The 25,857-nt window shown below is 68.7% G+C and carries 27 protein-coding genes and 1 rRNA gene; 2 read left to right on the top strand and 26 right to left on the bottom strand.

The window, feature by feature from the left end:
- The 13 genes from HRF36_RS13640 to pheS form a co-directional block, all read right to left on the bottom strand.
- A 16S ribosomal RNA gene (locus HRF36_RS13640) occupies positions 1-200 on the bottom strand; the annotation flags it as partial.
- A gap of 665 nt (positions 201-865) precedes the next feature.
- Positions 866-2,179: a tyrosine--tRNA ligase gene (tyrS, locus tag HRF36_RS13635; RefSeq protein WP_371740188.1), complete on the bottom strand. Its 1,314-nt coding sequence runs from the start codon at positions 2,177-2,179 to the stop codon at positions 866-868.
- 35 nt (positions 2,180-2,214) lie between these two features.
- On the bottom strand, positions 2,215-2,859 hold the full coding sequence (locus tag HRF36_RS13630) for a DNA-3-methyladenine glycosylase (RefSeq protein WP_173210744.1): 645 nt from the start codon (positions 2,857-2,859) through the stop codon (positions 2,215-2,217).
- A gap of 28 nt (positions 2,860-2,887) precedes the next feature.
- Complete coding sequence (locus HRF36_RS13625; protein WP_173210742.1) at positions 2,888-3,025, bottom strand: hypothetical protein; 138 nt, start codon at positions 3,023-3,025, stop codon at positions 2,888-2,890.
- The gene (gene argH / locus HRF36_RS13620) at positions 3,022-4,488 is read right to left on the bottom strand and encodes an argininosuccinate lyase (RefSeq protein ID WP_371740186.1); all 1,467 of its coding nucleotides are present in this window, start codon (positions 4,486-4,488) and stop codon (positions 3,022-3,024) included. Before argH ends, HRF36_RS13625 begins: the two co-directional genes overlap by 4 nt.
- Complete coding sequence (locus HRF36_RS13615; RefSeq protein ID WP_043594141.1) at positions 4,485-5,687, bottom strand: argininosuccinate synthase; 1,203 nt, start codon at positions 5,685-5,687, stop codon at positions 4,485-4,487. Before HRF36_RS13615 ends, argH begins: the two co-directional genes overlap by 4 nt.
- A gap of 51 nt (positions 5,688-5,738) precedes the next feature.
- Positions 5,739-6,659 carry an ornithine carbamoyltransferase gene (argF, locus tag HRF36_RS13610; protein ID WP_173210741.1) on the bottom strand — a complete coding sequence of 307 codons (921 nt, stop codon included), beginning with the start codon at positions 6,657-6,659 and terminating at the stop codon, positions 5,739-5,741.
- On the bottom strand, positions 6,656-7,852 hold the full coding sequence (locus HRF36_RS13605; RefSeq protein ID WP_173210739.1) for an acetylornithine transaminase: 1,197 nt from the start codon (positions 7,850-7,852) through the stop codon (positions 6,656-6,658). Before HRF36_RS13605 ends, argF begins: the two co-directional genes overlap by 4 nt.
- A gap of 2 nt (positions 7,853-7,854) precedes the next feature.
- Complete coding sequence (gene argB / locus HRF36_RS13600) at positions 7,855-8,901, bottom strand: acetylglutamate kinase (protein ID WP_173210737.1); 1,047 nt, start codon at positions 8,899-8,901, stop codon at positions 7,855-7,857.
- Positions 8,901-10,058, bottom strand: coding sequence for a bifunctional glutamate N-acetyltransferase/amino-acid acetyltransferase ArgJ (gene argJ / locus HRF36_RS13595; protein ID WP_173210735.1), 1,158 nt, complete (start codon positions 10,056-10,058; stop codon positions 8,901-8,903). Before argJ ends, argB begins: the two co-directional genes overlap by 1 nt.
- The gene (gene argC / locus HRF36_RS13590) at positions 10,055-11,104 is read right to left on the bottom strand and encodes an N-acetyl-gamma-glutamyl-phosphate reductase (RefSeq protein WP_173210733.1); all 1,050 of its coding nucleotides are present in this window, start codon (positions 11,102-11,104) and stop codon (positions 10,055-10,057) included. Before argC ends, argJ begins: the two co-directional genes overlap by 4 nt.
- Before the next feature lie 58 nt (positions 11,105-11,162).
- Positions 11,163-13,673, bottom strand: a complete 2,511-nt coding sequence (pheT, locus tag HRF36_RS13585) for a phenylalanine--tRNA ligase subunit beta (protein ID WP_173210731.1) — start codon at positions 13,671-13,673, stop codon at positions 11,163-11,165.
- Positions 13,673-14,713: a phenylalanine--tRNA ligase subunit alpha gene (gene pheS / locus HRF36_RS13580; RefSeq protein ID WP_173210729.1), complete on the bottom strand. Its 1,041-nt coding sequence runs from the start codon at positions 14,711-14,713 to the stop codon at positions 13,673-13,675. The genes pheT and pheS overlap by 1 nt, the downstream gene beginning before the upstream one ends.
- A gap of 155 nt (positions 14,714-14,868) precedes the next feature.
- Between pheS and HRF36_RS13575 the strand changes: the two genes are divergently transcribed.
- The gene (locus HRF36_RS13575) at positions 14,869-15,306 is read left to right on the top strand and encodes a hypothetical protein (RefSeq protein ID WP_173210727.1); all 438 of its coding nucleotides are present in this window, start codon (positions 14,869-14,871) and stop codon (positions 15,304-15,306) included.
- Between the two features lie 88 nt (positions 15,307-15,394).
- Here HRF36_RS13575 and HRF36_RS13570 read toward each other — a convergent pair whose 3' ends face one another.
- The 8 genes from HRF36_RS13570 to infC form a co-directional block, all read right to left on the bottom strand.
- Positions 15,395-16,330: an amino acid ABC transporter permease gene (locus HRF36_RS13570; RefSeq protein ID WP_173210725.1), complete on the bottom strand. Its 936-nt coding sequence runs from the start codon at positions 16,328-16,330 to the stop codon at positions 15,395-15,397.
- Positions 16,327-16,992, bottom strand: coding sequence for an amino acid ABC transporter permease (locus HRF36_RS13565; RefSeq protein WP_173210779.1), 666 nt, complete (start codon positions 16,990-16,992; stop codon positions 16,327-16,329). The genes HRF36_RS13570 and HRF36_RS13565 overlap by 4 nt, the downstream gene beginning before the upstream one ends.
- A 78-nt stretch (positions 16,993-17,070) precedes the next feature.
- A complete protein-coding gene (locus HRF36_RS13560) occupies positions 17,071-17,940 on the bottom strand; it encodes a glutamate ABC transporter substrate-binding protein (RefSeq protein WP_173210723.1) in 870 nt (289 codons plus the stop codon).
- A gap of 88 nt (positions 17,941-18,028) precedes the next feature.
- A complete protein-coding gene (locus HRF36_RS13555; RefSeq protein ID WP_173210721.1) occupies positions 18,029-18,766 on the bottom strand; it encodes an amino acid ABC transporter ATP-binding protein in 738 nt (245 codons plus the stop codon).
- A 129-nt stretch (positions 18,767-18,895) separates the two neighbouring features.
- Complete coding sequence (locus HRF36_RS13550) at positions 18,896-19,696, bottom strand: RNA methyltransferase (protein ID WP_173210777.1); 801 nt, start codon at positions 19,694-19,696, stop codon at positions 18,896-18,898.
- A 164-nt stretch (positions 19,697-19,860) separates the two neighbouring features.
- Entirely contained in the window at positions 19,861-20,247 is a 387-nt protein-coding gene (gene rplT / locus HRF36_RS13545; RefSeq protein ID WP_043596706.1) for a 50S ribosomal protein L20, read from the bottom strand.
- A gap of 30 nt (positions 20,248-20,277) precedes the next feature.
- Positions 20,278-20,472, bottom strand: a complete 195-nt coding sequence (gene rpmI / locus HRF36_RS13540) for a 50S ribosomal protein L35 (protein WP_043596704.1) — start codon at positions 20,470-20,472, stop codon at positions 20,278-20,280.
- Between the two features lie 3 nt (positions 20,473-20,475).
- A complete protein-coding gene (gene infC / locus HRF36_RS13535; protein WP_123520340.1) occupies positions 20,476-21,105 on the bottom strand; it encodes a translation initiation factor IF-3 in 630 nt (209 codons plus the stop codon).
- 427 nt (positions 21,106-21,532) lie between these two features.
- On the opposite strand from infC, the gene HRF36_RS13530 reads away from it, so the two are divergent.
- A complete protein-coding gene (locus HRF36_RS13530) occupies positions 21,533-21,835 on the top strand; it encodes a DUF1844 domain-containing protein (protein WP_173210776.1) in 303 nt (100 codons plus the stop codon).
- Between the two features lie 60 nt (positions 21,836-21,895).
- Here the strand turns inward: HRF36_RS13530 and HRF36_RS13525 are convergent, their stop codons facing one another.
- The 5 genes from HRF36_RS13525 to HRF36_RS13505 all read right to left on the bottom strand — a co-directional run bounded on the left by HRF36_RS13525 (position 21,896) and on the right by HRF36_RS13505 (position 25,847).
- Complete coding sequence (locus HRF36_RS13525) at positions 21,896-22,699, bottom strand: SseB family protein (protein ID WP_173210719.1); 804 nt, start codon at positions 22,697-22,699, stop codon at positions 21,896-21,898.
- The gene (priA, locus tag HRF36_RS13520; RefSeq protein WP_173210717.1) at positions 22,699-23,445 is read right to left on the bottom strand and encodes a bifunctional 1-(5-phosphoribosyl)-5-((5-phosphoribosylamino)methylideneamino)imidazole-4-carboxamide isomerase/phosphoribosylanthranilate isomerase PriA; all 747 of its coding nucleotides are present in this window, start codon (positions 23,443-23,445) and stop codon (positions 22,699-22,701) included. The genes HRF36_RS13525 and priA overlap by 1 nt, the downstream gene beginning before the upstream one ends.
- Before the next feature lie 67 nt (positions 23,446-23,512).
- Positions 23,513-24,151 (bottom strand): imidazole glycerol phosphate synthase subunit HisH, encoded by a 639-nt coding sequence (gene hisH / locus HRF36_RS13515; RefSeq protein ID WP_173210715.1) that lies wholly within the window; start codon positions 24,149-24,151, stop codon positions 23,513-23,515.
- The gene (hisB, locus tag HRF36_RS13510) at positions 24,148-24,765 is read right to left on the bottom strand and encodes an imidazoleglycerol-phosphate dehydratase HisB (protein ID WP_173210713.1); all 618 of its coding nucleotides are present in this window, start codon (positions 24,763-24,765) and stop codon (positions 24,148-24,150) included. The genes hisH and hisB overlap by 4 nt, the downstream gene beginning before the upstream one ends.
- Positions 24,762-25,847 (bottom strand): histidinol-phosphate transaminase, encoded by a 1,086-nt coding sequence (locus HRF36_RS13505; protein ID WP_173210711.1) that lies wholly within the window; start codon positions 25,845-25,847, stop codon positions 24,762-24,764. The genes hisB and HRF36_RS13505 overlap by 4 nt, the downstream gene beginning before the upstream one ends.
- Positions 25,848-25,857: the final 10 nt, after the last annotated feature.

The following is a 25,857-nucleotide window of genomic DNA, read 5'->3' as shown; positions in this document are numbered from 1 at the left end:
TCCTAGCCATGCGGCTGAAGCTCGTATCCGGTATTAGACGCCATTTCTAGCGCTTATCCCAGAGTCAAGGGCAGGTTACTCACGTGTTACTCACCCGTTCGCCACTAATCCCTGGAGCAAGCTCCAGTTCATCGTTCGACTTGCATGTGTTAAGCACGCCGCCAGCGTTCGTCCTGAGCCAGGATCAAACTCTCCGTAAAAGAAAAAACAGCACAACCGGAATAGGCCATGACTGCTGAATTTGATGCTGACTAAAGAACAAAACAATCTGACGATTGTTGTTGTCCATCAATCTCAAAGAAACCTAAACACCACTCACAACCCCACCAAAAGATGAAGCGACAAGCAATGCCAGGGTATAATTTGGCATTTGACAATGTGCACGCTGTTGAGTTCTCAAGGACCAAACGCACTCGAGTCCCGGTCTGTAAGACCTTTGCTCGAAGCTGCTGTGGAACCATACCATCCCGGTGGACCAAGTCAAACTGACTCGATTTCCGATCTTCACCTGGTGAAGACCAGCGCCTGGTGTGAACCAGAGGATGGATTTGAAACCCTACCACACGATTCTCAAGTCGTAAACGACTTGGCTTCGGGGAGGATGTCACCGCTTGAGGCCGGTAAGCTCCGGATCTGGACCATTTCTAGTCGCTGTCCTGGCCGCTCCGCCGCACCTTTGGGCTGACTCGGATTACTTTACACAGGGCCTCGGCCCCACCCCCAAATCCTCGCGCATCCCGGGCGTGTCGCCTCGGCAAGGCCCGGAAAATCAGGGATTGGGCCCCACGAGCCGAACCTGGACAGCGACGAAGCCCGCTCCCTCGACGAGGAGAGCGGGCTTCGTGGCGGCTGGGTATACCCGTGATCAGGCCGTCACGGTCACGCCGGCCAGCGTCTTCTTGCCGCGCCTCAGCACGACCACTCCCCCGCCGAGCCGGTGGTCGGCCAGGAGGTCGTCACCGTTCTCGACGCGAGCGTTGTTGACGTAGACGCCGCCTTCGGCCGTGGCTCGGCGAGCCGCACCGAGCGAGGAGACGAGTCCCGTCTCGACCAGCGCCTGAGCGATGGTCGTCGTTGCGTCCGCCGTGGCTGACGGCAACTCGGCGACCGCGCTGGCGAGCGTCTGCTGGTCGAGGGCGGCGAGGTCGCCTTGACCGAAGAGGGCCGCGGCGGCGTCGATGGCCGACCGGGTGGCCGAGGTGCCGTGGACCAGGGACGTGACGTTCCAGGCCAAGGCTCGCTGCGCCTCCCGACGGAAGGGTTCGTCGGCCGCTGCCCGTTCGAGGCGCTCGATCTCGTCGCGCGAGAGGAACGTGAACACCTTGAGTCGCGAGACGACGTCGGCGTCGTCGGTGTTGAGCCAGAACTGGTACATGGCGTAGGGACTGGTCAGCTCGGCGTCGAGCCAGACGGCGTTGCCCTCGCTCTTGCCGAACTTCGTACCGTCGGTGTTCGTGATCAACGGCGTGCCGATCGCGTGCACCGAGACGCCCTCGGTGCGGCGGATCAGCTCGGTACCGCTCGTGAGGTTGCCCCACTGATCGCTGCCGCCGGTCTGCAGGACGCAGTCATGACTGCGGTAGAGCTCGCGGAAGTCGAGACCCTGAAGGATCTGGTAGCTGAACTCGGTGTAGCTGATGCCGGCGTCGGAGTTCAACCGTGCGGCCACGGCGTCTTTCTTCAGCATCGTGTTGACGCGGAAGTTCTTACCGATGTCACGCAAGAACTCGATGGCGCTGAGCGGTGACGTCCAGTCGAGGTTGTTGACCACTCGGAGCCCGTTGACACCCTCGGGCGAGAGGAACTTCTCGACGTGGACGCGGATGCGGTCGACCCACTCGGCCGTCTGCTCGGGCGTCTTGAGCACCCTCTCGGCCGTCGGACGCGGATCACCGATGAGACCGGTCGACCCACCCACGAGACCCAGAGGCCGGTGACCCGCGAGTTGGAGCCGACGCATGGTGAGCAACTGCACGAGGTTGCCCAGGTGCAGGCTGGGCGCCGTGGGATCGAAGCCGCAGTAGTACGTGATCGGTGGGCCGGCCAGGAGGGCCTTCAGGGCATCGGCGTCGGTCGAGACGTGCACCAGGCCACGCCATTGCAATTCGTCCCACACGTCGTCGAACGAGGGATCGTTGCGCTGGGCGGCCAGGACGTCTGCGGTCGTTTCACTGGTCACCCGCGAAACGCTACCAGCGGCGACCGTCGCGGCCCTCACGCCCCTCCGCGCCGTCGCGAGACGGCGGCGCGGTACGGGGAGACCGTGGGATCGCCCTCGAGCGCGAACCGCCAGGGGAAGGCGTCCCCGCCCGCATGACCCGACACACCGACACGCGGGCCGGCGGCGATCGGGCCGACCGGTTCGGACGGGAGGCGCAAGCGGAACCGCGCCCCCTGACCGGGGGTGTCGGCGACCAGACGCGAGCCGTCGTCACCCAACTCGATGCCGAGAGCGGACCCGAGCCGGCCGGGACCACGCGCGAGATCGGACGGCGTCCGCGACGTCGCCCGACGCACGGTCGCCTCGTCCACCCCCTCGACGACCTCACCCGCGCGCAACAGCACACCGGATGCGTAGCCGTCGGGCCCGCACACGATGTTGACGCAACGGTGGATGCCGTACGACAGGTACACGTAGAGCGTCCCGCCACCCTCGAACATGCTGCCGTTACGGGCCGTGCGTCCGCGGTGGGCATGCGAGCCGGGGTCCTGCCCCTGACCGTGGTAAGCCTCGACCTCGGTCAGGCGCACGCCCACGGGGCCCGACCAGAAGATCGAGCCGAGGAGGCGCGGCGCGACCTCCAGCGCCGGTCCGGCCAGCAGGGACGCGAGCGCGTCGTCAGCGGGTGTCGGGGTCACCGCTCCCCCGTCCCCGGATCGGTGGCGCTCAGAAGAAGCGCTGCCCCTCGACGAGGGCGATCACGACGACGGCGACCAGGACCGCCACGGCGACGGCGATGACGACCGGCACGATCCAGGCACGGGTCGGCCGGTCGTCACGAGACCCTGGTCCACGAGAGCTCACGTCGCCACCGGGTCGATTGCCTGCACGAGGAGTCGCATCTGCTCGGTCAGCTGGGTGAGCTGCTCGGCCACGCGCTCGGGAGCCGTGCCGCCGACGCCCCGACGGCTGCCGATGGACCCCTCGACCGTCAGGACCGGGCGGATCTCGGGCGTCAGATGCGCCGAGATCGACCGGTACTGCTCGTCGCTGGGCTCGTGCAACTCGAGGTCGTGCTGCTCGCAGAAGCGGACCAGCTCACCGCTGATCTCGTGCGCGTCGCGGAAGGTGACGCCCTGTCGGACCAGCCACTCGGCGACGTCGGTCGCCAGCGAGAACCCCTGCGGCGCGAGAGCGGCCATGCGCTGCTCGTCGAAGTCGAGGGTCGCCACCATGCCCGTGAAGGCCGGCAACAGCACCTCGAGCTGCGACACCGAGTCGAACACCGGCTCTTTGTCTTCTTGCAGGTCGCGGTTGTACGCCAAGGGCAGCCCCTTGAGCGTCGCGAGCAGACCCGTCAGGTTGCCGATCAGGCGACCGGACTTGCCTCGGGCCAACTCGGCGATGTCGGGGTTCTTCTTCTGCGGCATGATGCTCGACCCGGTCGAGAACGCGTCGTGCAGACGGACGAAGCCGAATTCGCGAGTGTTCCAGAGGATGATCTCTTCGGCGAGCCGGGAGAGGTCGATGCCGATGGAGGCCATGACGAAAGCGAACTCGGACACCACGTCGCGGCTGGCGGTCGCGTCGATCGAGTTCTCGGTCGTCCGGTCGAAGCCGAGATCCGTCGCCACGAGCAACGGGTCGAGCCCGAGGGAGCTGCCGGCCAGGGCACCCGCACCGTAGGGCGAGGCGCCGGCCCGGCGCGACCAGTCGCGCAGGCGCTCGAGGTCACGCACCAGGGGCCAGGCATGGGCGAGCAGGTGGTGCGCGAGCAGGACCGGCTGGGCGTGCTGGAGGTGCGTGCGGCCGGGCATGACCGCCGCCGGGTGGGCCGTCGCCTGCCCCGCGAGGGCGTCGACCAGATCGACGACCTGCTTACCGATGACCCGGGCGTGGTCGCGCAGGTACAAGCGCACGAGCGTGGCGATCTGGTCGTTGCGGCTGCGCCCTGCCCGGAGCTTGCCTCCGAGTTCGACGCCGGCGATGCCGATCAACCCTCGCTCGAGCGCGGAGTGCACGTCCTCGTCGGACTCGGCCGCGGTGAACGAGCCGTCCAGGACGTCCGATTCGAGCCGGTCGAGTGCCGCGGTCATCGCGTCGAGCTCCGAACCGTCGAGGTACCCGGCCGCCGCCAGGGCCCGGGCGTGCGCCCGGGACCCCGCGATGTCGTACGAGGCCAGCTGCCAGTCGAACTGCGTGGACTTGCTCAGCGCCGCGAGTTCGGCGGACGGCCCGGAGGCGAAGCGGCCGCCCCACAGGGCGCCCGCCTCACCCGCGCGCTCGTTCTTGCCGGGCCCGTCGCCGAACCCGATGCCCTCGGTCACGCCCCGTGGGCCAGATCGCGACGAGCCGAGATCTTGCTGGGCAGCGACCAGATCTCGATGAAGCCCTTGGACAGGGACTGGTCGAAGGTGTCACCCGTGTCGTAGGTGGCGAGGTCGAAGTCGTAGAGGCTCGCATCGCTCTTCTGACCGGTGACGACGGCACGGCCACCCTGCAGCTTGAGGCGGATCTCACCCGAGACGTACTTCTGCGTGTCGTCGATGAAGACGTCGAGCGAACGCTTGAGGCCCGAGAACCACAGACCGTCGTAGACGAGGTTCGACCACTCGGCCTCGACCCCGCGCTTGTAGCGGCCGAGATCGCGCTCGATCGTCAGGGCCTCGAGCGCCTCGTGTGCGGCGATCAGGGCCATCGCGCCGGGGGCCTCGTAGACCTCGCGGCTCTTGATGCCGACGAGGCGGTCCTCGACGACGTCGATGCGACCGACACCGTGCTTGCCCGCGAGTTCGTTCATGCGCTCGACGATGCCGAGGGGGGTGAACGCCACGCCGTCGATCGCGGTCGGGACGCCGGCCTCGAACGTGATGACGACCTCGTCGGCGTCCTTGACGACCGCCGGATCTTGTGTGTACTCGTAGAGGTCCTCGATCGGAGCGTTCCACGGGTCCTCGAGGAAGCCCGTCTCGACGGCCCGACCCCAGACGTTCTTGTCGATCGAGTAGGGGTTCTTGGCGCTCTGGCGGATGGGCAGGTTGTGCTCTTCGGCGTACACGATCGCCTTGTCGCGGGTGAGGGCCAGGTCGCGGACCGGGGCGATGCTCGTGAGGTCGGGCGCGAGGGCCGCGACGGCCGCCTCGAAGCGGACCTGGTCGTTGCCCTTGCCGGTGCAGCCATGGGCGACGCTGTTCGCGCCCAGCTCTTTGGCGACCGACGCGAGGTGGCGGGCGATCAGCGGGCGGCTGAGGGCCGAGACGAGGGGGTAGGTCTTCTGGTACAGCGCGTTGGCCTTGAGGGCCGGCATCAGGTAGTCGGTGCCGAACTCCTCTTTGGCGTCGACGACGACCGACTCGACGGCACCGCAGTCGAGGGCGCGTTGACGGATGTCTTCCATGTCCTCACCGCCCTGTCCGACGTCGACCGCGAGGGCGACCACCTCTTTTCCGGTGGCATCGGCCAACCAGCCGATGCCGACCGAGGTGTCGAGGCCTCCTGAGTATGCGAGGACGACGCGTTCCGCCATGGTTCTCCTTGTGTGGTGTGGGTGTGTCTACGTGTGAGGTGGTGGGGTTGCTCAGCGGGCCAGCAGCCAGGTGAGCAGCGCCTTCTGGGCGTGGAGCCGGTTCTCGGCCTCGTCCCAGATGACGCTGGTCGGGCCGTCGATGACGTCGGCCGTGACCTCGTACCCGCGGTCGGCGGGGAGGCAGTGCAGGAAGATCGCGTCGTCGTCGGCCCTGGCCATCAACGCCTCGTCGACCTTGAACGACCCGAAGACGGCGACGCGCTCGTCCCTCTCGTCTTCTTTGCCCATCGAGACCCAGGTGTCGGTCACGACCACGTCGACGCCGGAGACGGCCTCGATCGCGTCGGTCGTGACCAGCACCGAACCGCCCGTGCGCGCGGCGATCGCCTCGGCGTCGGCGATGACGGTCGGATCGGGCAGGAAGCCCTCGGGGGCGCCGATGCGGACGTGCATGCCGGCCGTCGCACCGGCGAGCAGGTACGACTGGCCCATGTTGCAACGGCCGTCACCGACGAAGGCGACCGAGAGCCCGGCGAGCGTGCCCTTCTTCTCGCGGATGGTCTGCAGGTCGGCGAGCAGCTGGCACGGGTGGAAGTCGTCGCTCAGCGCGTTGACGACGGGGACGGTCGTCCCGGCCGCCATCTCTTCGAGCCCGGCCTGGGCGTAGGTGCGCCAGACGATGGCCGACACCATGCGCTCGAGCACGCGTGCCGTGTCGGACGGGGTCTCTTTGCCACCCAGCTGGCTGTTCGCCGTCGCGATGATCAACGGGCTGCCGCCGAGGTCGGCGATGCCGACCGCGAACGACACCCGCGTCCGCGTCGACGACTTGTCGAAGATGACGGCGACGGTCTGCGGACCGGCGAGCGGGCGCTGCGACCAACGATCGCGCTTGAGCTCGTCGGCGAGGTCAAGCACCTCGAGCTGCTCGGCCGTGGTCAGGTCGTCGTCCCGGAGGAAGTGGCGGGTCATTCGAGGCCTTTCAGGACGGTGGTCATGATCTGGGTGAACTCGGCGATCTCGTCGTCGCCGACGATCAGCGGAGGCGCGAGGCGGATGCTCGAGTCGTTCGGTGCGTTGACGATGAGGCCGGCCTCGAGGGCGTCGGCGGCGATCCGGGCCGCGACGGGCTTCGCGAGCCCCAGGCCGATCAGGAGGCCCTTGCCCCGGACCTCGCGGACGAGGGGCGAACCGATGGACCCGACTGCGGCCCGCAGCTGGTCACCGCGGACGATCGCGTTGAGCACGAGCTGGCTCGCCTCGATCTCGCCGAGCACCGCGTTGGCCGCGGCCGTGGCGAGGGGGTTGCCGCCGAAGGTGCTGCCGTGTTGCCCGGCCTCGAACAGGTCGGACGCGTCACCGAAGGTGATGAGCGCACCGATGGGGACTCCCCCGGCGATGCCCTTGGCGACGGTGATGGCGTCGGGGACGATGTCGTGCTGCTGGAAGGCGAACCACGAGCCGGTGCGGCCGATGCCGGTCTGGATCTCGTCGAGGATCAGCAGGGCCCCGTGCTTCGTGGTGAGCTCGCGGGCGCGCTCGAGATAACCCTCGGGCAGGTCGACGACGCCGGCCTCCCCCTTGATCGGCTCGACGAACAGGGCCGCCACCGTACCGTCGAGGGCCGCCTCGAGGGCCTCGACGGTCGTGTCGATGTGCTCGACCCCGGGCATCATCGGCTCGAACGGCTCGCGCAGGGCCGGCTTGCCGGTCAGGGCGAGCGATCCCATGGTGCGCCCGTGGAACGAGTTCTGCAGGGCCAGGACGCGGGTGCGGGTGCCGTCGCCGCGGTTGAGACGCGCCAGCTTGACCGCGGCCTCGTTGGCCTCGGCTCCGCTGTTGCCGAAGTAGACACGCCCACGCTCGCCCGCGCCGCTGATACGGGTCAGCCGCTCGGCGAGCTCGACCTGAGGGGCCGTCGCGAAGTAGTTGGAGACGTGGATCAGCTTGCTCGCCTGCTCGGTGAGCGCCTCGACGAGCACCGGGTGGGCGTGTCCGAGGGCGTTCACGGCGATGCCCGCCAGGAAGTCGAGGTAGCGCTTGCCGTCGACGTCCCACACCTGACAGCCCTCGCCGCGGTCGAGCATCACCTTCGGAGTGGACAGCGAGCGCATCATCGAGTCGCCGAATCGGCGCTGCCAGGTACCGCCTTGGGTCTGGATCATGGTCACGACTGTCCTTTCGTGTCGGTGCCGCTCGCGGCAGGGCCATCCGGGGCGGTGCCCCCGGTGGTGACGATCTCGCCGGCGGACGTGCCGAACGAGGTGACGACGGGGGCGCCGGTGGACGCCGCCCGGTCGTCGGGGACCACCTCGGTGCCCGACCCACGCTGGGTGAACACCTCGAGGAGGATCGAGTGCGGGATGCGACCGTCGATGATGGTCGCCCCGCCCACGCCGCCCACGACCGAGTCGAGGCAGGCGCGCATCTTGGGGATCATGCCCGACTCGAGGGTCGGCAGCATGTCGGTGAGGGCCGAGACCGTGATGGCCTCGACGAGCGAGTCGCGGTTCGGCCAGTCGGCGTAGAGCCCCGCGACGTCGGTCAGGACGACGAGCTTCGCCGCACCGAGGGCGATGGCCAGAGCTCCGGCCGCGGCGTCGGCGTTGACGTTGAGGGCGTGCTCCGGCTCGACCGGGTTCGTCGCGATCGACGAGACGACGGGGATGCGCCCCGCCTCGACCTCGGCCAGCACCGAGGACGGGTCGACATGCGTCACATCGCCCACGTGGCCCAGGTCGAAGGTCTCGCCGTCGACCACCACACCGCGCTTGCGACCCTCGAACAAGGTCGAGCCCTCACCCGAGACGCCCCGGGCCAGATCGCCGTGCTCGTTGATGAGGTCGACGATTTCGCGGTTGACCTCACCGGCCAGGACGTCACGCACGACCGAGATCGCCTCGGTCGACGTGTAGCGGTAGCCACCCCGGAACTCGCTCTCGATGCCGGCCGCGTCGAGAGCGGCGGAGATCTGGGGCCCCCCACCGTGGACGACCACCGGGTGCAGCCCGGCGTACCGCAGATACACCATGTCTTCGGCGAACGCTTGCTTCAGGGCGTCGTCGACCATGGCGTTGCCGCCGAACTTGACGACGACGACCTTGCCCGAGAAGCGCTTCAGCCAGGGCAGGGACTCGATCAGCGTCGAGGCCTTGACCGCAGCCAGCTCTTGTTCGTCGGCCGCCGTGGCGCCGGTGTTCGTGTGGACGCCCATCAGCTGGAGTACGCGCTGTTCTCGTGCACGTAGTCGTGTGTGAGGTCGTTGGTCAGGATGGTCGCCTCGACCGGGCCCGTCTTGAGGTCGACGAGCACGTGCACCGCCCGCGGGGTGAGGTCGACCTCGTCGCTCGGTCGGTCGGGAGCACCGGCGTGGCAGACCCGGACGCCGTTGATGGTCACGTCGACGTCATAGGGGTCGAATTCGGCCGAGGTGGTGCCGATCGCCGCGAGCACCCGACCCCAGTTGGGGTCGTTGCCGAAGACGGCCGCCTTGAACAGGTTGTTGCGCGCGATGGACCGACCGACCTCGACGGCGTCGTCGTCGGAGGCCGCCCCCACGATCTCGATGCGGATGTCGTGCGAGGCGCCCTCGGCATCGGCCTGCAGCTGTTCGGCGAGGTCGGCACACAGCGCCGTGACCGCCGCCGCGAAGTCGTCGGCAGGAGGCGCGACACCGGACTCGGCGCTGGCCAGCAACACGACGGTGTCGTTCGTCGACATGCACCCGTCCGAGTCGAGGCGGTCGAAGGTGACCCGGGTGGCCTCTCGGAGCGCGGAGTCGAGACCCGACGCGTCGACCTCGGCGTCGGTCGTGAGCACCACGAGCATCGTGGCGAGGCCGGGAGCGAGCATGCCGGCACCCTTGGCCATGCCACCGACCACCCAGCCGTCGCCCGCGACGATCGCCTGCTTGGGCTTGGTGTCGGTCGTCATGATGGCCGTGGCCGCGTCGAGCCCACCGTCGGCCGACAGAGCACCGGCCGCGGCGGTGGACCCGGCGAGCACCTTGTCACGGAAGGTCTGGTCCCCGACGCCGATCAGGCCCGTCGAGCAGACGAGGACGTCCGTCGCCGACAGGTCGAGAGCCGCAGCCACGGTCTCGGCCGTGGAGTGGGTCGTCTGGAAGCCGAACGAACCCGTGAAGCAATTCGCGCCTCCGGAATTCAGGACGACCGCGTCGACACGACCGTCGGCGACCACCTGTTGAGACCAGAGCACGGGGTTCGCCTTCGCCCGGTTGCTGGTGAAGACGGCCGCCGCGGCGGTGCTGCGACCACGGTTGACGACCAGGGCGACGTCGGGCGCGCCCGTGCTCTTGAGGCCGGCGACGACGCCGGAAGCCTCGAACCCGGCTGCTGCGGTGACGCTCACGGGGCGACTCCGTTCTGGCCGAGGCCGGTGGTCTCGGGCAGGCCGAGGGCGATGTTGGCGGATTGGACGGCGGCGCCGGCCGTGCCCTTGACGAGGTTGTCGATCGCGGTGACGACGACGACGCGGTCGGCGGCCTCGTCGACGGCGAGACCGATCAAGGCCGTGTTCGCCCCGATCGTGTCGGCCGTGCGCGGGAATTCTCCCTCGGGCAGGAGGTGCACGAAGGGCTCGTTCGCATAGGCCTGCTGCCAGGCCGACCGGACGTCGTGGGCCGTCACCCCCGGCGCCAGACGGGCGGTCGTCGTCGCGAGGATGCCCCGAGACATGGGCACCAGCACCGGCGTGAACGAGACGTTCACCTCGGTCGCGCCGGCCGCGCGCAGGTTCTGCTGGATCTCGGGGACGTGACGGTGACTGCCGCCCACGCCGTAGGCGGACGCCGACCCCATCAGCTCGCTGGCCAACAAGTGCGTCTTCAACGCCTTGCCCGCCCCGGACGGGCCCACGGCCAGCACGGTGACGATGTCCGAGGTCTCGACGACGCCTGCCTGGACCCCCGGCGCGAGACCCAGGGTGACGGCCGTGACGTTGCAGCCGGGTACCGCGATGCGCGTGGCCCCGACCAGGGCGTCTCGTTGACGGCCCGATCTGTCGCCGAGGACGAGTTCGGGGAGGCCGTACGACCACGCCCCGTAGAACTCGCCACCGTAGAACGCCTGCCAGGCGGATTCGTCGGTCAGTCGGTGGTCGGCTCCGCAGTCCACGACGAGCGTGTCGTCGGGCAACTGAGCCGTGATCGCCCCGGACTTGCCGTGGGGCAGGGCGAGGAACACGACGTCGTGGCCCGCAAGGACTTCGGGCGTCGTCTCGACCAGGGTCAGGTGTGCGAGGGAGCGGAGGTGCGGCTGGACCGAGAGGAGACGTTGACCGGCGTTCTGGAACGCGGTGACGGTGTGCACCTCGAAGTCGGGATGCTCGGCGAGCAAGCGCAACAGCTCACCACCGGCGTAACCACTCGCGCCGGCCACGGCAACGGAGAAAGGCATGCGTCCACCCTAATGTTCGAATCGGCCTGGGATCAGGGGCGGCGGCGCCGGGCGAGTGTCAGTCGCGGAGCGCCGCCCCGAATCGCTCGCCGGCCAGGCGGACCGAAGCGGATTTGGCCTCGGAGGCCTCGGCGGCGGTGAGAGTGCGGTCATCGGCCCGGAAACGCAATGCGAAGGTGAGCGACTTCGACGCGTCGGGCAGCCCGGAACCCCTGTAGTCGTCGACCAGCCGGACGCTCTCGAGCAGCGGGCCGGCGCCCTCGCGCACCGTGTCGAGCACGTCGCCCGCGGGGACGTCGGTGCCCACCACGAGGGACAGGTCTTGTGTCGCCGCAGGGTAGGACGACAGGGCGGAGGTGACCGGTTCGACGACGGCGAGGGCGATCAGCCGGTCGAGGTCGAGTTCGGCCACGGCGACCACGCGGGGCAGGTCGAGGTCGGTCGCGACGCTCGGCAGCAGCTCGCCCGCGATGCCCACGACCTCGTCACCGACCAGCACCTCGGCCGTGCGGCCGGGATGCAGCGACACGTGACGGGCCTGACGGAAGGTGACCGGGGCGGCGGCCGCGGATGCGGCGACGCGCACGGCGTCGAGCACGTCGGCGAGGGATGCCGTGACGGCGGGCTGCCCCGGGGCGCGGTCGACGACCGTGCCGACCGACAACAGGGCGAGGTGTCGCGGCTGAGCAGGCAGGGCCGCGGCGAGGGCGACCAACGTCGCCTCGTCGGGGCGGGCGGCCCCGAACGGGACCTCGTCGGTGCCGTAGGTGACGCCCTCGGCGGGCAGGAAGACCGTGCCCACCTCGAACACCGAGAGGTCGACGACACCACGACCGTGGTTGCGGCGGGCGACCTCGAGCAGACCCGGCACCAGAGAACGGCGCAACTCGGGCGCAGCCGAGTCGAGAGGGTTCGCGAGTCGTACGGCGGGCAGTGCGCTGCCGTCGGCCGAGCCGAAGGCGAGGTTCTGGGCCGACGAGACGAACGGGTACGCGGCGACCTCGGTGGAGCCGGCGGCGGCGAGCCCGTTCGACACCTGCCGACGCAGCTGCTGCTCGCGGGACAGGCCGCGACCGGCCGGGGCGACGGGCAGCACCGAGGGGATGCGGTCGTACCCCGTGATGCGGGCGACCTCTTCGACGAGCGAGGCGGAGTCGACCAGGTCGGTCCGCCAGGTCGGCGGGGTCACGAGCCAGTCGTGACCGGAACGCTCGACGCTCGCCCCGATGGCCGTGAGGGCGCCGGAGACCTCGTCGTCGGTGTAGTCGACGCCCATGAGGCGCGCGGCACGGTCGGCAGGCAGGGTGATCGTCTCGGGCGGGGTGGACTCGTCCCACCGTGACCCGAGTGTGTCGGCCGTGCCGCCGGCGAGCTCGACGAGCAGGTCGACCACGCGCTGGGCGGCCGCCTCGGCCACCTGCGGATCGACACCGCGCTCGAAGCGCTTCGACGCCTCGCTCGGCAGCTTGTGGCGGCGGGCGGTCCGCGCGATCGACGTGGGGTCGAAGGTCGCGGCCTCGACGAGGACGTCGGTCGTGGTCGCACCGATCTCGGTGGAGGCGCCGCCCATGACACCGGCCAGGCCGATGGCGCCCGACTCGTCGGCGATCACGAGGTCTTCGGCGTGCAGGTCGCGCACCTGGCCGTCGAGGGTCTCGAGGCGCTCACCCGGCGCCGCCCGGCGGACGGAGAGCCCACCGCTGACCTTGTCGATGTCGTAGCCGTGGATCGGCTGGCCGAGCTCGAACATGACGTAGTTGGTGACGTCGACCGGCAGCGAGATGCTGCGGACGCCCGCCAACCGAAGGCGCGACGCGAGCCACGGAGGGGTGGGACGGGTCGCGTCGATGCCACGGACCACCTTGGTGGTGAACGTCCGGACGCCGACGCGGTCACGCAGGGGCGCCTCGTCGTCCACGACGACGGGGAAGCCCGAGGACGGGGTCGGCGAGACGAGCGACGCGGGGTCACGGAAGGTCGCCCCCGTGGCGTGCGAGTACTCGCGGGCCACCCCGCGGATGCTGAAGGCGTAGCCCCGGTCGGGCGTGACGTTGATCTCGACCGCGGCCTCGTCGAGGCCGAGCAGTGCGATCGCGTCGGTGCCGACCTCGGGGTCGAGGCCGAGCGAGGAGAGCACGAGGATGCCGTCGTGCTCGTCGCCGAGGCCGAGTTCGCGCGTCGAGGCGATCATGCCGTCGGAGACGTGCCCATAGGTCTTGCGAGCGGCGATGGGGAACGGCCCAGGAAGGATCGCACCGGGCAACGACACGACGACCTTGTCGCCGACCACGAAATTGTGAGCGCCGCAGACGATACCGCGGACGTCGTCGGGATCGGTGGCAGCGTTCGGACCCACGGCGACCTGGCACCAGTTGATCGTCTTGCCGTTCTTCTGTGGTTCGGGGGTGAACTCGAGCACCTGCCCGACGACGAGCGGACCGGTCACGTCACCGACGTGGACGTCTTCTTCTTCGAATCCGACCGACACGAGGGCGGCATGGACGCCCTCGAGCGACACGTCATCGGACAGGTCGACGAACTCGCCGAGCCAACTCAACGGAACCCGCATCAGACCACCATCCCGAACTGCTCGCTGAACCTGACGTCGCCCTCGACCATGTCGCGCATGTCGTTCAGGTCGTTGCGGAACTGGAGGGTGCGTTCGATGCCCATGCCGAACGCGAAGCCCTGGTACTTCTCGGGGTCGATGCCCGCCGCCCGCAGCACGTTCGGGTTGACCATGCCGCAGCCGCCCCACTCGACCCACCGCGCGCCGCCCTTGGCGTTCGGCTGCCAGACGTCCATCTCGGCGCTGGGCTCGGTGAACGGGAAGTAATTGGGGCGCAGCCTGATCTGCGCCTCGGCGCCGAACATCGACCTCGCGAGGTGTTCGAGGGTGCCGCGCAGGTGGGCCATCGTCAGCCCTTCATCGACGGCGATTCCCTCGAGCTGGGTGAAGACGGGGGTGTGCGTCGCGTCGAGCTCGTCGGTGCGGAAGACCCGGCCGAGCGCGACGTTGTAGACCGGCAGCTCTTTCGAGAGCAGCGTGCGAATCTGCACCGGCGACGTGTGCGTGCGAAGCACCAAGTGGCGGTCGACCGGGTCGACGAAGAACGTGTCTTGCATGGCCCGTGCCGGGTGGTCGGCGTCGAAGTTCAGCGCGTCGAAGTTGAACCACTCGTGCTCGAGCTCGGGGCCCTCGTTGACCTCCCACCCCATGCCGATGAAGAGGTCGGCCATGCGCTCTTGCAACAGCGCCAGGGGGTGTCGAGCACCCGCGCGGCGGCGCGACGGCACGGCCGTGACGTCGACGGCCTCGGCCTCGAGCCGGGCGTCCTCCTCGAGGACGGCCAACTCGGCCTCCCGTGTGGCCACCGCCTGGCCGACACGACCGCGGGCCTGGCCGACGAGCTTGCCCGCCGCGGCCTTCTGATCGTTCGGCAGGTCGCGGAGACCGGCGTTCAGGCGTGCCAGCACCGAGGCCTCGCCCACGTGCTGTGCACGCGCGGTCTTGAGCTCGGCGACGGTGGCGGCCGTGGCGATCGCCGCGAGGGCGGCATCGACGGCCGACGCGACGGCGTCTTCGGAGAGGGGCACGGAGTCTGACACGAGAACCAAGCTTAGCGATCGCTCGGAGGCGACCCGCGCCTCCTGAACGTGCACCGGTCGATACTTCTACTCCATCACAAACATGATGATTTGTCGGGTATAGCGTGGAGCATCCGAGTCCTCGACGCGGAGGACTCCTCACCGAAGGAGACATGATGAAGAAACTCGCAGCCACCCTAGGTACAGCTTTCGTGTTGGTGTTGACGAGCATGGCCGTGGCCGCCCCGGCGAATGCAGCGACCCAGACCCGGACCACCAACTTCACGTACAACGACGGGGTGCAGGACTTCAGTTGCTCGCAGACCGCGACACTGACCGTCGGAGACATCACCGTGGTGGGACGCGCCACGGTGACCTGCTCTGGACGAGGCGACCTCGTGACCATCGGGGTGAACGGCACGCTGCAGGCGGGGTCGGGTGACCTGCTCGCGGCCACCAACACCTGCTTCACGACGAGCACCTGCACGGGGGCGGCGACCGTGCCCCGTGACGTCAGCGGGACCCAGTACTGCTTCTCGGGAGGGATCGTCAGCCTCGACTTCACGCCCTTCGTCCCCGGAAGCGAGGTGGCGCGCTTCTGCACGACCGCGTGATGCGGACGTGACACGCGGACACCAAACGGCGACGGCCTCCCGCACACGGGATGCCGTCGCCGTCGGAGGTCTGCAGACCACCACCGGCTCAGGGTCTGGGATCTCGCCCGCCCTCGGACGGCGCGGTCCGTCGTGAGTCGTCGTCGGAGGTCGGCAGTCCAGGACCCCCCGCGGGGCGACGACGGCGCGATCGGGCGAGGACTCCACGACGACCGGTGCGGCGATCCGCCACGCGCACGACGTACGAGAACAGGAGGTTGGTCAGCAGGTACACGACCAGGACCACCGCGAACAACGTGAAGGTGTACGTGCTGCCGTACGAAGTCCCGAGCCGGTTCAACCCCCGGCGGGTCAACTCGACGTACCCCACGATGTAACCGAGTGAGGTGTCCTTCAACAGCACCACGAGCTGCGCCAGGATCACGGGCAGCATCTGCCGGAACGCCTGGGGGAACTCGATGGCGAAGCGGGTGCGCACCGGCGAGAGCCCGATGGCGAGACCGGCTTCGCGCTGACCGCGCGGCAGGGCGGCGATGCCCGACCGCAAGGCCTCGCCGATCAGCGCGCCGTTGTAGACCGCCAACGCCAGGACGACGGCCCAGAACGCTCCTGTCGAGAAGACCAGGAGGATGAAGAGCATCATCAGCAGCACGGGCATGCCACGGAAGAACTCGAGCACGATCGTCGTGGGCACCCGGACCCACGCCGTGCGGGCCGTCCGCAGGAACGAGAAGAGCACCCCGACGGCCACGGCGAGGACCGAGGCCACTGCCGCCGCACGGATGGTCGCGAGCCACCCGGCACCGATGTTCCGCCAGAGGTTCCGGTCGAGCAGGATGTCCCACCGCGACGGGTCGAGCACACTAGCCGTGACGGCGCCGTTGGCGCTGACGCGGGGGCGACCGAGGAGGTACAGGACGTAGCCGACGAGGGCGAGGACCAGCACGACGCCGACCACCGAGATGATGCGCGATAGACGGCGGGCCTTGGGGCCAGGGGCGTCGTAGAGGACGTTCGTGCTCATCGCAGGACCGCGACCTTCTTCTCGACGAAGGCCGCGACACGACCCAGGGTGATGGTGACGACGAGGTAGAACACGGCCACCGACAACAGTGCCGTGATCACCGCGTCACCCCGGTCGTTGGCGATGAACTTGCCGGCGGCGAAGAGCTCGGCGACGAAGAACCCGCCCGCGACCGACGTGTTCTTCGTCAACGCGATGACGACGTTGATCAATGGAGGGATCACCATGCGGAACGCCTGCGGCAGGATTACCAGCGTGAGCGTCTGGCCGAAGCCGAGACCGATGCTGCGCGCCGCCTCGGCCTGGCCCACCGGCACCCCGTTGACCCCGGACCGCACGGCCTCGGCGACGAAGGGCGAGGTGTAGACCGTGAGTCCGATGGTCGCCAGCGTGAAGTAGCCGATGCCGACGCCGAGGTAGGGCAGCACGAACGCGCAGAAGAAGAGCACGAGCGTCAACGGGATGTTGCGGATGGCCTCCGTGTACGTGGTGGCGAACACACGGAACGACGCGACCGGCGAGATCCGCAGCGCGGCGACGACGAACCCGATGACGATCGCGCCGACGCCGGACAGCGCGAGGAGCTGCAGCGTCGTGACGAAGCCGTCCCAGAAACGGGGCCAGTTGTCGGTCACGGCGTCGAAGCCGGGGATGACGTCCAAGGGATTCAACGGGGTCCTTCGGTCAGGGCTCGTGACGCGGGCACCCGGAGCAGGTCGCCCCGGGTGCCCGCGCGGTGCTCAGTAACGGTCGATCGTGGGCGGGGTCGGGGTGTCCAACACCGTGCCGGCCGTCTTCTCCCACAATTCGTCCCAGGTGCCGTCGTCTTCGGCATCCTGCAGCGTGTCGTTGATGAACATGCGGAAGTCGGTGTCGTCGAGTGCCAGTCCGATGCCGTAGGGCTCCTCGGTGAAGGGCGCCCCGACGACCTCGAACTCGCCCTCGTTCTGGTCGGCGAGGCCGGCCAGGATGACGTTGTCGGTCGTCACGGCCGCGACCGCACCGGTGCGGAGCGGCTCGAGGCAGTTCGAGTAGGTGTCCGTGGCGATGATGTCGTCGGTGTACTCGGCGACGTTCGCTTCACTCGTCGAGCCGCTGACCGTGCAGACGGCCTTGCCCGCGAGATCATCGGCGCCCTCGATGCCGTCCGGGTTGCCCTCCAGGACGAGGAGGTCCTGGCCCGCCTCGTAATAGGGGCCGGCGAACGACACGACCTGCTTGCGAGCGTCGTTGATGGTGTACGTCGCGATGACGAGGTCGACGTCGCCGTTCTGGATGAACGGCTCGCGGTTGGCGGAGACGGTCTCGACCCAGGTGATGCCGTCGGCAGGGATGCCGAGCTTGGCCGCGACGAGCCTGCCGATCTCGGCGTCGAAGCCCTGCGGGTTGTCCGATCCGTCGTCGAGCCCGAACAGGGGTTGGTCGAACTTGGTGCCGATGGTGATCTCACCGGCCTCGGCGAGTCGCGCCATCGTCGTGCCGTCCTCGAAGTCGGCCACCTCGTCGACCTCGACGGAGCTCGAGGGCGCGGCCGAGTCGGTGCAGGCCGAGAGGCCGAGCACCGTGACGGCGGCTGCGGCTACGGCGACGAATCCTTTGCTGAGTCGCATTCTGTTCTCCTTGCTGTGTGGCCCGGGCGCCGAACGGCGGACGGGGGTTCCGGGGCCGTGCCCTGGGACACGGCGACGACGGCGTCGCTCAGTGCGTGAGGATCTTCGAGAGGAAGTCGCGGGCCCGGTCGGAGGCCGGGGCCGTGAAGAACCGTTCGGGCGTGGCTTCCTCGACGATCTCGCCGTCGGCCATGAAGACGACGCGGTCGGCCGCCTTGCGGGCGAAGCCCATCTCGTGGGTGACGACGATCATCGTCATGCCGTCCTGCGCGAGCTGGACCATGACGTCGAGCACCTCGGTGATCATCTCGGGGTCGAGGGCGCTGGTCGGCTCGTCGAGCAGCATGACCTTGGGGTCCATGGCCAGGGCTCTCGCGATGGCGACGCGCTGCTGCTGACCTCCGGAGAGTTGCGACGGCATCTTCTGGGCCTGGTCAGCCACTCCGACGCGTTCGAGGAGTTGCATCGCGCGCTTCTCGGCCTCGGCCTTGCTCCGCTTGCGGACCTTCACCTGCCCCAGGGTGACGTTCTCGAGCACGCTCTTGTGCGCGAAGAGGTTGAAGCTCTGGAACACCATGCCGACATCGGCGCGCAAGCGTGCGAGTTCTGCACCCTCTTCGGGCAGACGCGTGCCGTCGATCGTGATGACACCGTCGTCGATGGTCTCGAGACGGTTGATGGCCCGGCAGAGGGTCGACTTGCCTGAGCCGCTGGGGCCGATCACGACGACGACCTCACCCTTGCCCACCGTCGTGGTGATGTCTTTCAGGACGTGCAGGTCACCGAAGTGCTTGTTGACGTGGTCGACCACGACGAGGGGTTCCATGCGCCCACACAAACAGACCCCCAGGTCGGGGTCAAATTCACAGACGATTCTTAATGAAAACGAAACGACGCGTCTGGTCGCGACGTCCTCGCCCGACCAGAACCGCGCCTCCTGGCGGACGAGGAGGCGCTAGCTGCGGTGGGCGAAGGCACTCTCGTAGAGGCACACCGAGGCCGCCGTGGCGAGGTTCATCGATTCTGCATGACCGTAGATGGGCACGACCAGGGCGCGGTCGGCACGCGCCAGATCGGCGTCGGTGAGACCTCGGGCCTCGTTGCCGAACAGCCACGCGGTCGGTTCGGCCAGCACTCCCTCGGTCCTGGCGTCGAGCAGGTCGTCGCCTTTGACGTCGGCAGCGATCACCTGCAGGCCGGCCTCACGGCACCGGTCGACGATCGCCGGCAGCTCGACACCCACGGCGACCGGCACGTGGAACAGCGATCCCGTCGTGGACCGCACGACCTTGGGGTTGTAGAGGTCGACGCTCCGGCCGGTCATGATGACGGCGTCGGCCCCCGCCGCGTCGGCGGCCCGGATGATGGTGCCGGCGTTGCCCGGATCGCGGACCTCCTCGAGGATCACGATGAGCTTCGGCTCGGCTCCGAAGACGTCCTTGACCGACGTGGGGAACTGTTGACAGACGGCGACGATGCCCTGGGGCGTGACGGTGTCGGCCATGGCCTCGAGCACCGGCTCGGTGACGAACTGGATGTCGATGCCCGCGGCCTCGGCAGCGACCGACACCTCGGGGTAGCGCTCGAGGGCGGTCGGGGTGCCGAAGAGCTCGACGATCAGCTCGGGTCGGAAGGCCAGGGCCTCACCGACAGACTGCGGCCCCTCGAGCAAGAAGGTGCGGGTCTCGGTGCGGGCGTCGCGCTTCGAGAGCTTCGCCACCGCTCGGACTCGGGGCGATCGGGGGTTGTCGAGCAGGGAGTCGTGGGGCACCCGTCCATGATGCCGTACCCGGGGGGACCGGCGAACGGGTGGACGGGCAGAGAATCAGCCCGCGCACGGGCGCCGGACATGCACGAGGCCCGACGACGACACCGGAACGGGTGTCGGGCCGTCGGGCCTCGAGGATGATGCGAGTGCGTCTACGCGGCGACCTTGGGGGCCGAGGTGTCGGCAGGCAGGGCTGCCTTGGCGGTGGCGACGAGCGACGCGAAGGTGGCGGGCTCGTTGACGGCCAGCTCGGCCAGGATGCGGCGGTCGACCTCGACGCCGGCCAGGGACAGGCCCTGGATCAGGCGGTTGTAGGTCAGGCCGTTCGCACGCGACGCGGCGTTGATGCGCTGGATCCACAGGCGACGGAACTCGCCCTTGCGAGCGCGACGGTCACGGTACGAGTAGACGAGCGAGTGGGTGACCTGCTCCTTGGCCTTGCGGTACAGGCGCGAACGCTGACCGCGGTAACCCTCGGCACGCTCGAGGATGACGCGACGCTTCTTGGCGGCGTTGACCGCTCTCTTGACTCTTGCCATTTTCTTGTTCCTCTACGTTCGTGTCAGCGGTCAGTGACCGAGAAGCTTCTTGGCGACCTTGGCGTCGGCGGGCGCGAGCACCTGGTCCTGGTTGAGGCGAGCCTTGCGCTTGGCGCTCTTCACCTCGAGGTTGTGGCGCATGCCGGCCTGCTGCTTCATGATCTTGCCGGAACCGGTGACCTTGAAGCGCTTCTTGGCGCCGGAGTGGGTCTTCTGCTTGGGCATGTCTTACTTACTTTCTTCTGTCGGTCGGTCGGCCGGTGCATCGGCCGGGACCTCGTCGGACGTCGGGTGCTTCGGGGGCTTGGCAGCCGCCTTGCGAGCCTCGGCCTCGGCCTTGGCCTCGGACTTGTTCTTGTGCGGGCCGATCACCATGACCATGTTGCGGCCGTCGATGGTCGGGGTCGACTCGACGCTGCCGAACTCGGCGACGTCTTCGGCGAAGCGCTGGAGCAGACGCACGCCCTGGTCGGGACGCGACTGCTCGCGCCCACGGAACAGGATCATGGCCTTGACCTTGTCGCCACCCTGGAGGAAGCCCTCGGCGCGCTTGCGCTTCGTCTCGTAGTCGTGCTTGTCGATCTTCAGGCGGAAACGGACCTCTTTGAGGATCGTGTTCGCCTGGTTGCGACGAGCTTCTTTCGCCTTCTGCGCAGCCTCGTACTTGAACTTTCCGTGATCCATGATCTTGGCCACGGGAGGCTTCGAGTTGGGGGCCACCTCGACCAGGTCGAGTTCGGCCTCTGCGGCGAGACGCAGGGCCATGGCGATGGGGACGACACCGACCTGTTCTCCGCCAGGCCCGACGAGGCGGACCTCGGGGACGCGGATACGGTCGTTCGTACGGGGATCGCTGATGCGGAACTCCTCTGTCGTTTCTTCTGCATCTGTCGGGACCGGGCGGCCCCACCAGAGAAAGAGGAGTTTCGTGCGGGCGTCATCTGCAACGCGTCGCACTGCACCCTGGCTGCTCGATCCCTGCCCACCTACTGCCTCTTTCGAGGCCCCTGGGGGACGGTGGTGCTGATCGAACGGGGTGCCAACAACCCGGTAACCTTGTCTAACGGTCAAGCGCGGGTGGGAGAATCTCCACTTTCGCACGGAGCAGACGCTCCGAGCCTGGACGAGTTTAGCAGAGGATCAGTTCGTGAGCCACTCCCCCGACGACGCACCCACACCCGACGCCCGCTTCGGCGGTGCCGTCCCGGCGACACCCCCCGACCCGGCATCGGGGACGAGCCGGTTCGAGGACGACCTCCGGTTCGGCGACGACGCCGCTCGGGACATCGCCGACGTCAACGCCGTCGAGGTGATCAACACGGTCTGTGTCCACCTCATGAGCGCGGCGGCGGTCAAGGTGGGGCTCGCGGACGACCCGCAAAATCAGACCGACCTCGACGAAGCCCGCAAGCTCATCACGTCTCTGGCAGGGCTCGTCACGGCCAGCGCACCCGAGATCGGTGACCAGCATGCTCGTGCGCTCCGCGACGGTCTGCGGTCGCTGCAGCTGGCCTTCCGCGAGGCGTCGGCCATCCCCGACGCCATCGGTCAGGGCCCCGGCGAGAAGTACACCGGCCCCGTCAACTGACCGGAGGTCGAACGCAACCGGCACCTCGGCCGCAGCTCGCCCCGACGAGCACGGAGGGGCTCAGCCCGGGACCACCTTGACCGACATGCTGTCGACCCGGTCGACGATCACCGCGTCGGCGGCCCAAGCTGCCTGCAGTCTTCGCAGCAGGGACTGCAGGGCGTCCCGGTCGAGGCCGGGCGCCACCCCCAGCTGCACCACGATCTCGGGTGCACCGAGTCGAGCGTCTCGATACCCGGGAGCGACGACGAGGCTGACCAGCGCCTCCTCGTCCCGCGACGCGTCGAGGAACGCGCGGAGGACCCGTTCGTCCTGATGACTCGGCGTCCAGGGCAGGTCTCGGGCGACCGCCCAGACGGCCGGTCGACGCAGACCGAACTCGGTGATCGACCCGGGGTCGAGCACGATGCGGTCGGTGGATTCGGAAACGGCGGCGAGGGCCACCCGGCGGGCCTCCACGGGCACCGGTCGGGCCGCGGAACGCCACTGGGTCAAGGTCTTGACCGACGTGAAGACCGGTAGCACGTCACGACCGTCGGGCCCCGAGACCGTCACGATCGAGAGTTCCTGCGTCTTGTCGACGCGGCGGCCGTGGTCGTCACGACCCTCGTCACCGGCCACCGCGACCAGCGGCACGAGCAGGCGTGCCGGGCGGAACGCGTCGACGACGTCGCCCTCACCGAGTCGCCCCTCGCGGAATCCGAGGAGGGCGTCCAGGAGGCGCGGATCGGCGGAGCCGTCGTCCCCCGCGTGCGCCGTGTCGTGGTGGTCGAAGGTACGTCCGGCCCAGGGACGACCCGCACTGTCGGCCTCAGGGCCGACGCCGTCGTGTGCGTGCCCCGATCCGCCGGGCGCGCCGGTCATCAGTTCGAGGCGACGTCGAGGGCCGCGGCCAAGGTGAAGGCACCCGAGTACAACGCCTTGCCGACGATGGCACCCTCGAGACCCTGCGGCACGAGCTCGCGGAGGGCCGCGAGGTCATCGAGGCTCGAGATGCCTCCGGACGCGATCACGGGACGATCGGTGTGCTCCATCACCTGACGGAGCAGGTCGACGTTCGGGCCCTGGAGAGTGCCGTCCTTCGTGACGTCGGTCACGACGTAGCGGGCGCAGCCGGCCTCCTCGAGTCGGGCCAGGACCGTCCAGAGGTCACCGCCTTCTTCGGTCCAGCCCCGCGCTGCCAGGGTCGTGCCCCGGACGTCGAGCCCGACGGCCACCGCCTCGCCGTACTCGGCGATGACATGGGCGGCCCACTCGGGGTTCTCGAGGGCGGCGGTGCCCAGGTTGATGCGCTTGACGCCCGTGCTCAGCGCGTCTTCGAGGGACTTGTCGTCCCGGATGCCACCGCTGAGCTCGACGTTGACGCCCTTCACCTGCTTGATGACCTTCTTGATCACCGAACGGTTGTCGCCGCGCCCGAACGCCGCGTCGAGGTCGACCAGGTGCAGCCACTCGGCGCCCTGGCTCGCCCAGTCGTCCGCCGCGGCGACCGGATCGCCGTAGTTCGTCTCGCTGCCGGCCTCGCCCTGGGTCAGGCGCACGGCCTGACCGCCCGCCACGTCGACGGCGGGGAACAGGGTCAGGGCGGGGGTGGTGCAGAACTCGCTCATGTCGTCTTTCTTACGGCGTCGGGACACCGCAGGGTCAGGAGGCGCGATCGGGTCGGTCGCGTCGGGGTCAGAGGGTGCCGAGCCAGTTCGAGAGCAACCGGATGCCCGGCCGCCCCGACTTCTCGGGGTGGAACTGCGTCGCCCAGAGCGGGCCGTTCTCGACGGCGGCGACGAAGCGACCGCCATGATCGGCCCAGGTGACGTGCGGCTCGGTGAAGGGGCGGATCACGTCGAGCGACCATTCTTGAGCCGCGAAGGAGTGGACGAAGTAGAACCTCTCGTCGGCAACGCCGTCGAACAGCACGCTACCCTCGGGTACGTCGACGGTGTTCCAGCCCATGTGAGGCAGGACGTCGGCCTTGAGTTCGTCGACCACCCCGGGCCAAGCACCGAGGCCTCCGGTGCTGTTGCCGCGTTCGACCCCGCCTTCGAAGAAGACCTGCATGCCGACGCAAATGCCCATGACCGGGCGTCCGCCGGCCAACCGCCGGTCGATCAGTTCTCCGCCACGCACGGACTCGAGCTGGCTCATGACGGCGGCGAAGGCACCGACGCCGGGGACGAAGAGCCCGTCGGCCGCCTGAACCCGGGCCCGGTCGGCCGTCAGCTCGACGTCGGCACCGGCGAGCTCGAGCGCCTTGACGGCCGAGTGGACGTTACCGCTGCCGTAGTCGAGGACGACGACCGACGGACGGACGCCCGTCACAGGGCACCCTTGGTGGACGGGATCCCGCTGACGCGCGGGTCGGGCGCGACGGCCTGACGGAGTGCCCGGGCGAACGCCTTGAACTCGGCCTCGGCGATGTGGTGCGGGTCGCGTCCACCCAACACGCGGACGTGCACCGTGATGCCGGCGTGGAAGGTGATGGCTTCGAAGACGTGACGGACCATGGAGCCCGTGAAGTGCCCGCCGATGAGGTGGTACTCGAACCCTTCGGGCTCGCCCGAGTGCACGAGGTACGGGCGACCCGAGACGTCGACGACGGCCTGCACCAGGGCCTCGTCGAGCGGGACGAGCGCATCGCCGTAACGCGAGATGCCGGCTTTGTCGCCGAGGGCCTGCTTGAGCGCCGTACCGAAGGTGATGCCGATGTCTTCGACCGTGTGGTGCACGTCGATGTGGGTGTCGCCCGTCGCTGCCACCTCGAGGTCGATCAACGAGTGCTTCGACAGGGCGGTCAACAGGTGGTCGAAGAACGGCACCGACGAGTCGACGGACGAGTGGCCCGACCCGTCGAGGTCGAGGGCGAGGGTGATGCTCGACTCGCTCGTCGCACGCGAGAGGGAGGCGGTTCGGGCGGCGCGGGTCGTCTCGGTCACGAAGAGAGCCTAATGTCGCGAAGCGCCTCGAGGAACGCGGTGGTCTCGGCCTCGGTGCCCGCACTGACCCTCAGGTGGTTCGGGATGCCGAGGTCACGGACGATGATCCCCCGTTCGAGCAGGCGTGCGAAGACGTCGCTCGGGGCGTCGACCCCACCGAAGAGGACGAAGTTCGACCAGGTGGGCCACGGTTCGTACCCGAGCTCGGTCAGTTCGTGCACGATCCGATCACGTTGGGCCTTGATGTCGTCGACCATCGCGAGCATCTCGTTCGCGTGCGAGAGCGCGGCGACCGCCGCTGCCTGCGTCAGGGAGGAGAGGTGGTAAGGAAGGCGCACGAGACGCAGCGCGTCGGACACGGCCGGGTGCGCGGCCAGGTACCCCACCCGGGCGCCGGCGAAGGCGAACGCCTTGCTCATCGTGCGCGACACGACGAGACGCTCACGACCGGCGAGCAGGGTCAGTGCCGTGGGCTGATCGGCCGGCATGAACTCGGCATAGGCCTCGTCGACGAAGACGATGCCATCGGTGGCGTCGTATGCCGCCTCGATGGTGGCGAGATCGAGGGGCGTGCCGGTGGGGTTGTTGGGCCCGCAGAAGAAGACGATGTCGGGACGCGTGCGTTCGATCTCGGAGACCGCGGTCTCGGGCGAGATGCGGAACCCCTCGTCGCGGCGCCCCTCGATCCAACGACTACCGGTGCCCGTGGCGATGGTGGAGTGCATCGAATACGTAGGAGGAAAACCGAGGACGGAACGGCCCGGACCACCGAAGGCCTGGAGGAGTTGCTGGATGACCTCGTTCGAGCCGTTCGCGGCCCAGACGTTGTCGCGGGTGAGCCCGTGCCCGAGATAAGCCGCCAGCGAGTCGCGCAGTTCGGTGAACTCGCGATCTGGGTAGCGGTTGACCTCGAGAACCGCTCGAGCCACGGACTCGACGATGTCTCGGGCGACGTCTTCGGGGATGGGATGCGTGTTCTCGTTGACGTTGAGCGCGACGGGGACCTTCTTCTGAGGGGCGCCGTACGGCGTCAGACCCCGGAGGTCATCACGGATGGGCAGGTCGTCGAGACTGAAGGACACCCCTCCATGG

Origin of the sequence: Frigoribacterium sp. VKM Ac-2836 (genome assembly GCF_013248995.1) — a bacterium.
In the GTDB taxonomy this organism is placed as follows: Bacteria; Actinomycetota; Actinomycetes; order Actinomycetales; family Microbacteriaceae; genus Frigoribacterium.
Note: the sequence above shows the minus strand (reverse complement) of the source record. Positions and strands in the feature narration are given on the sequence as shown.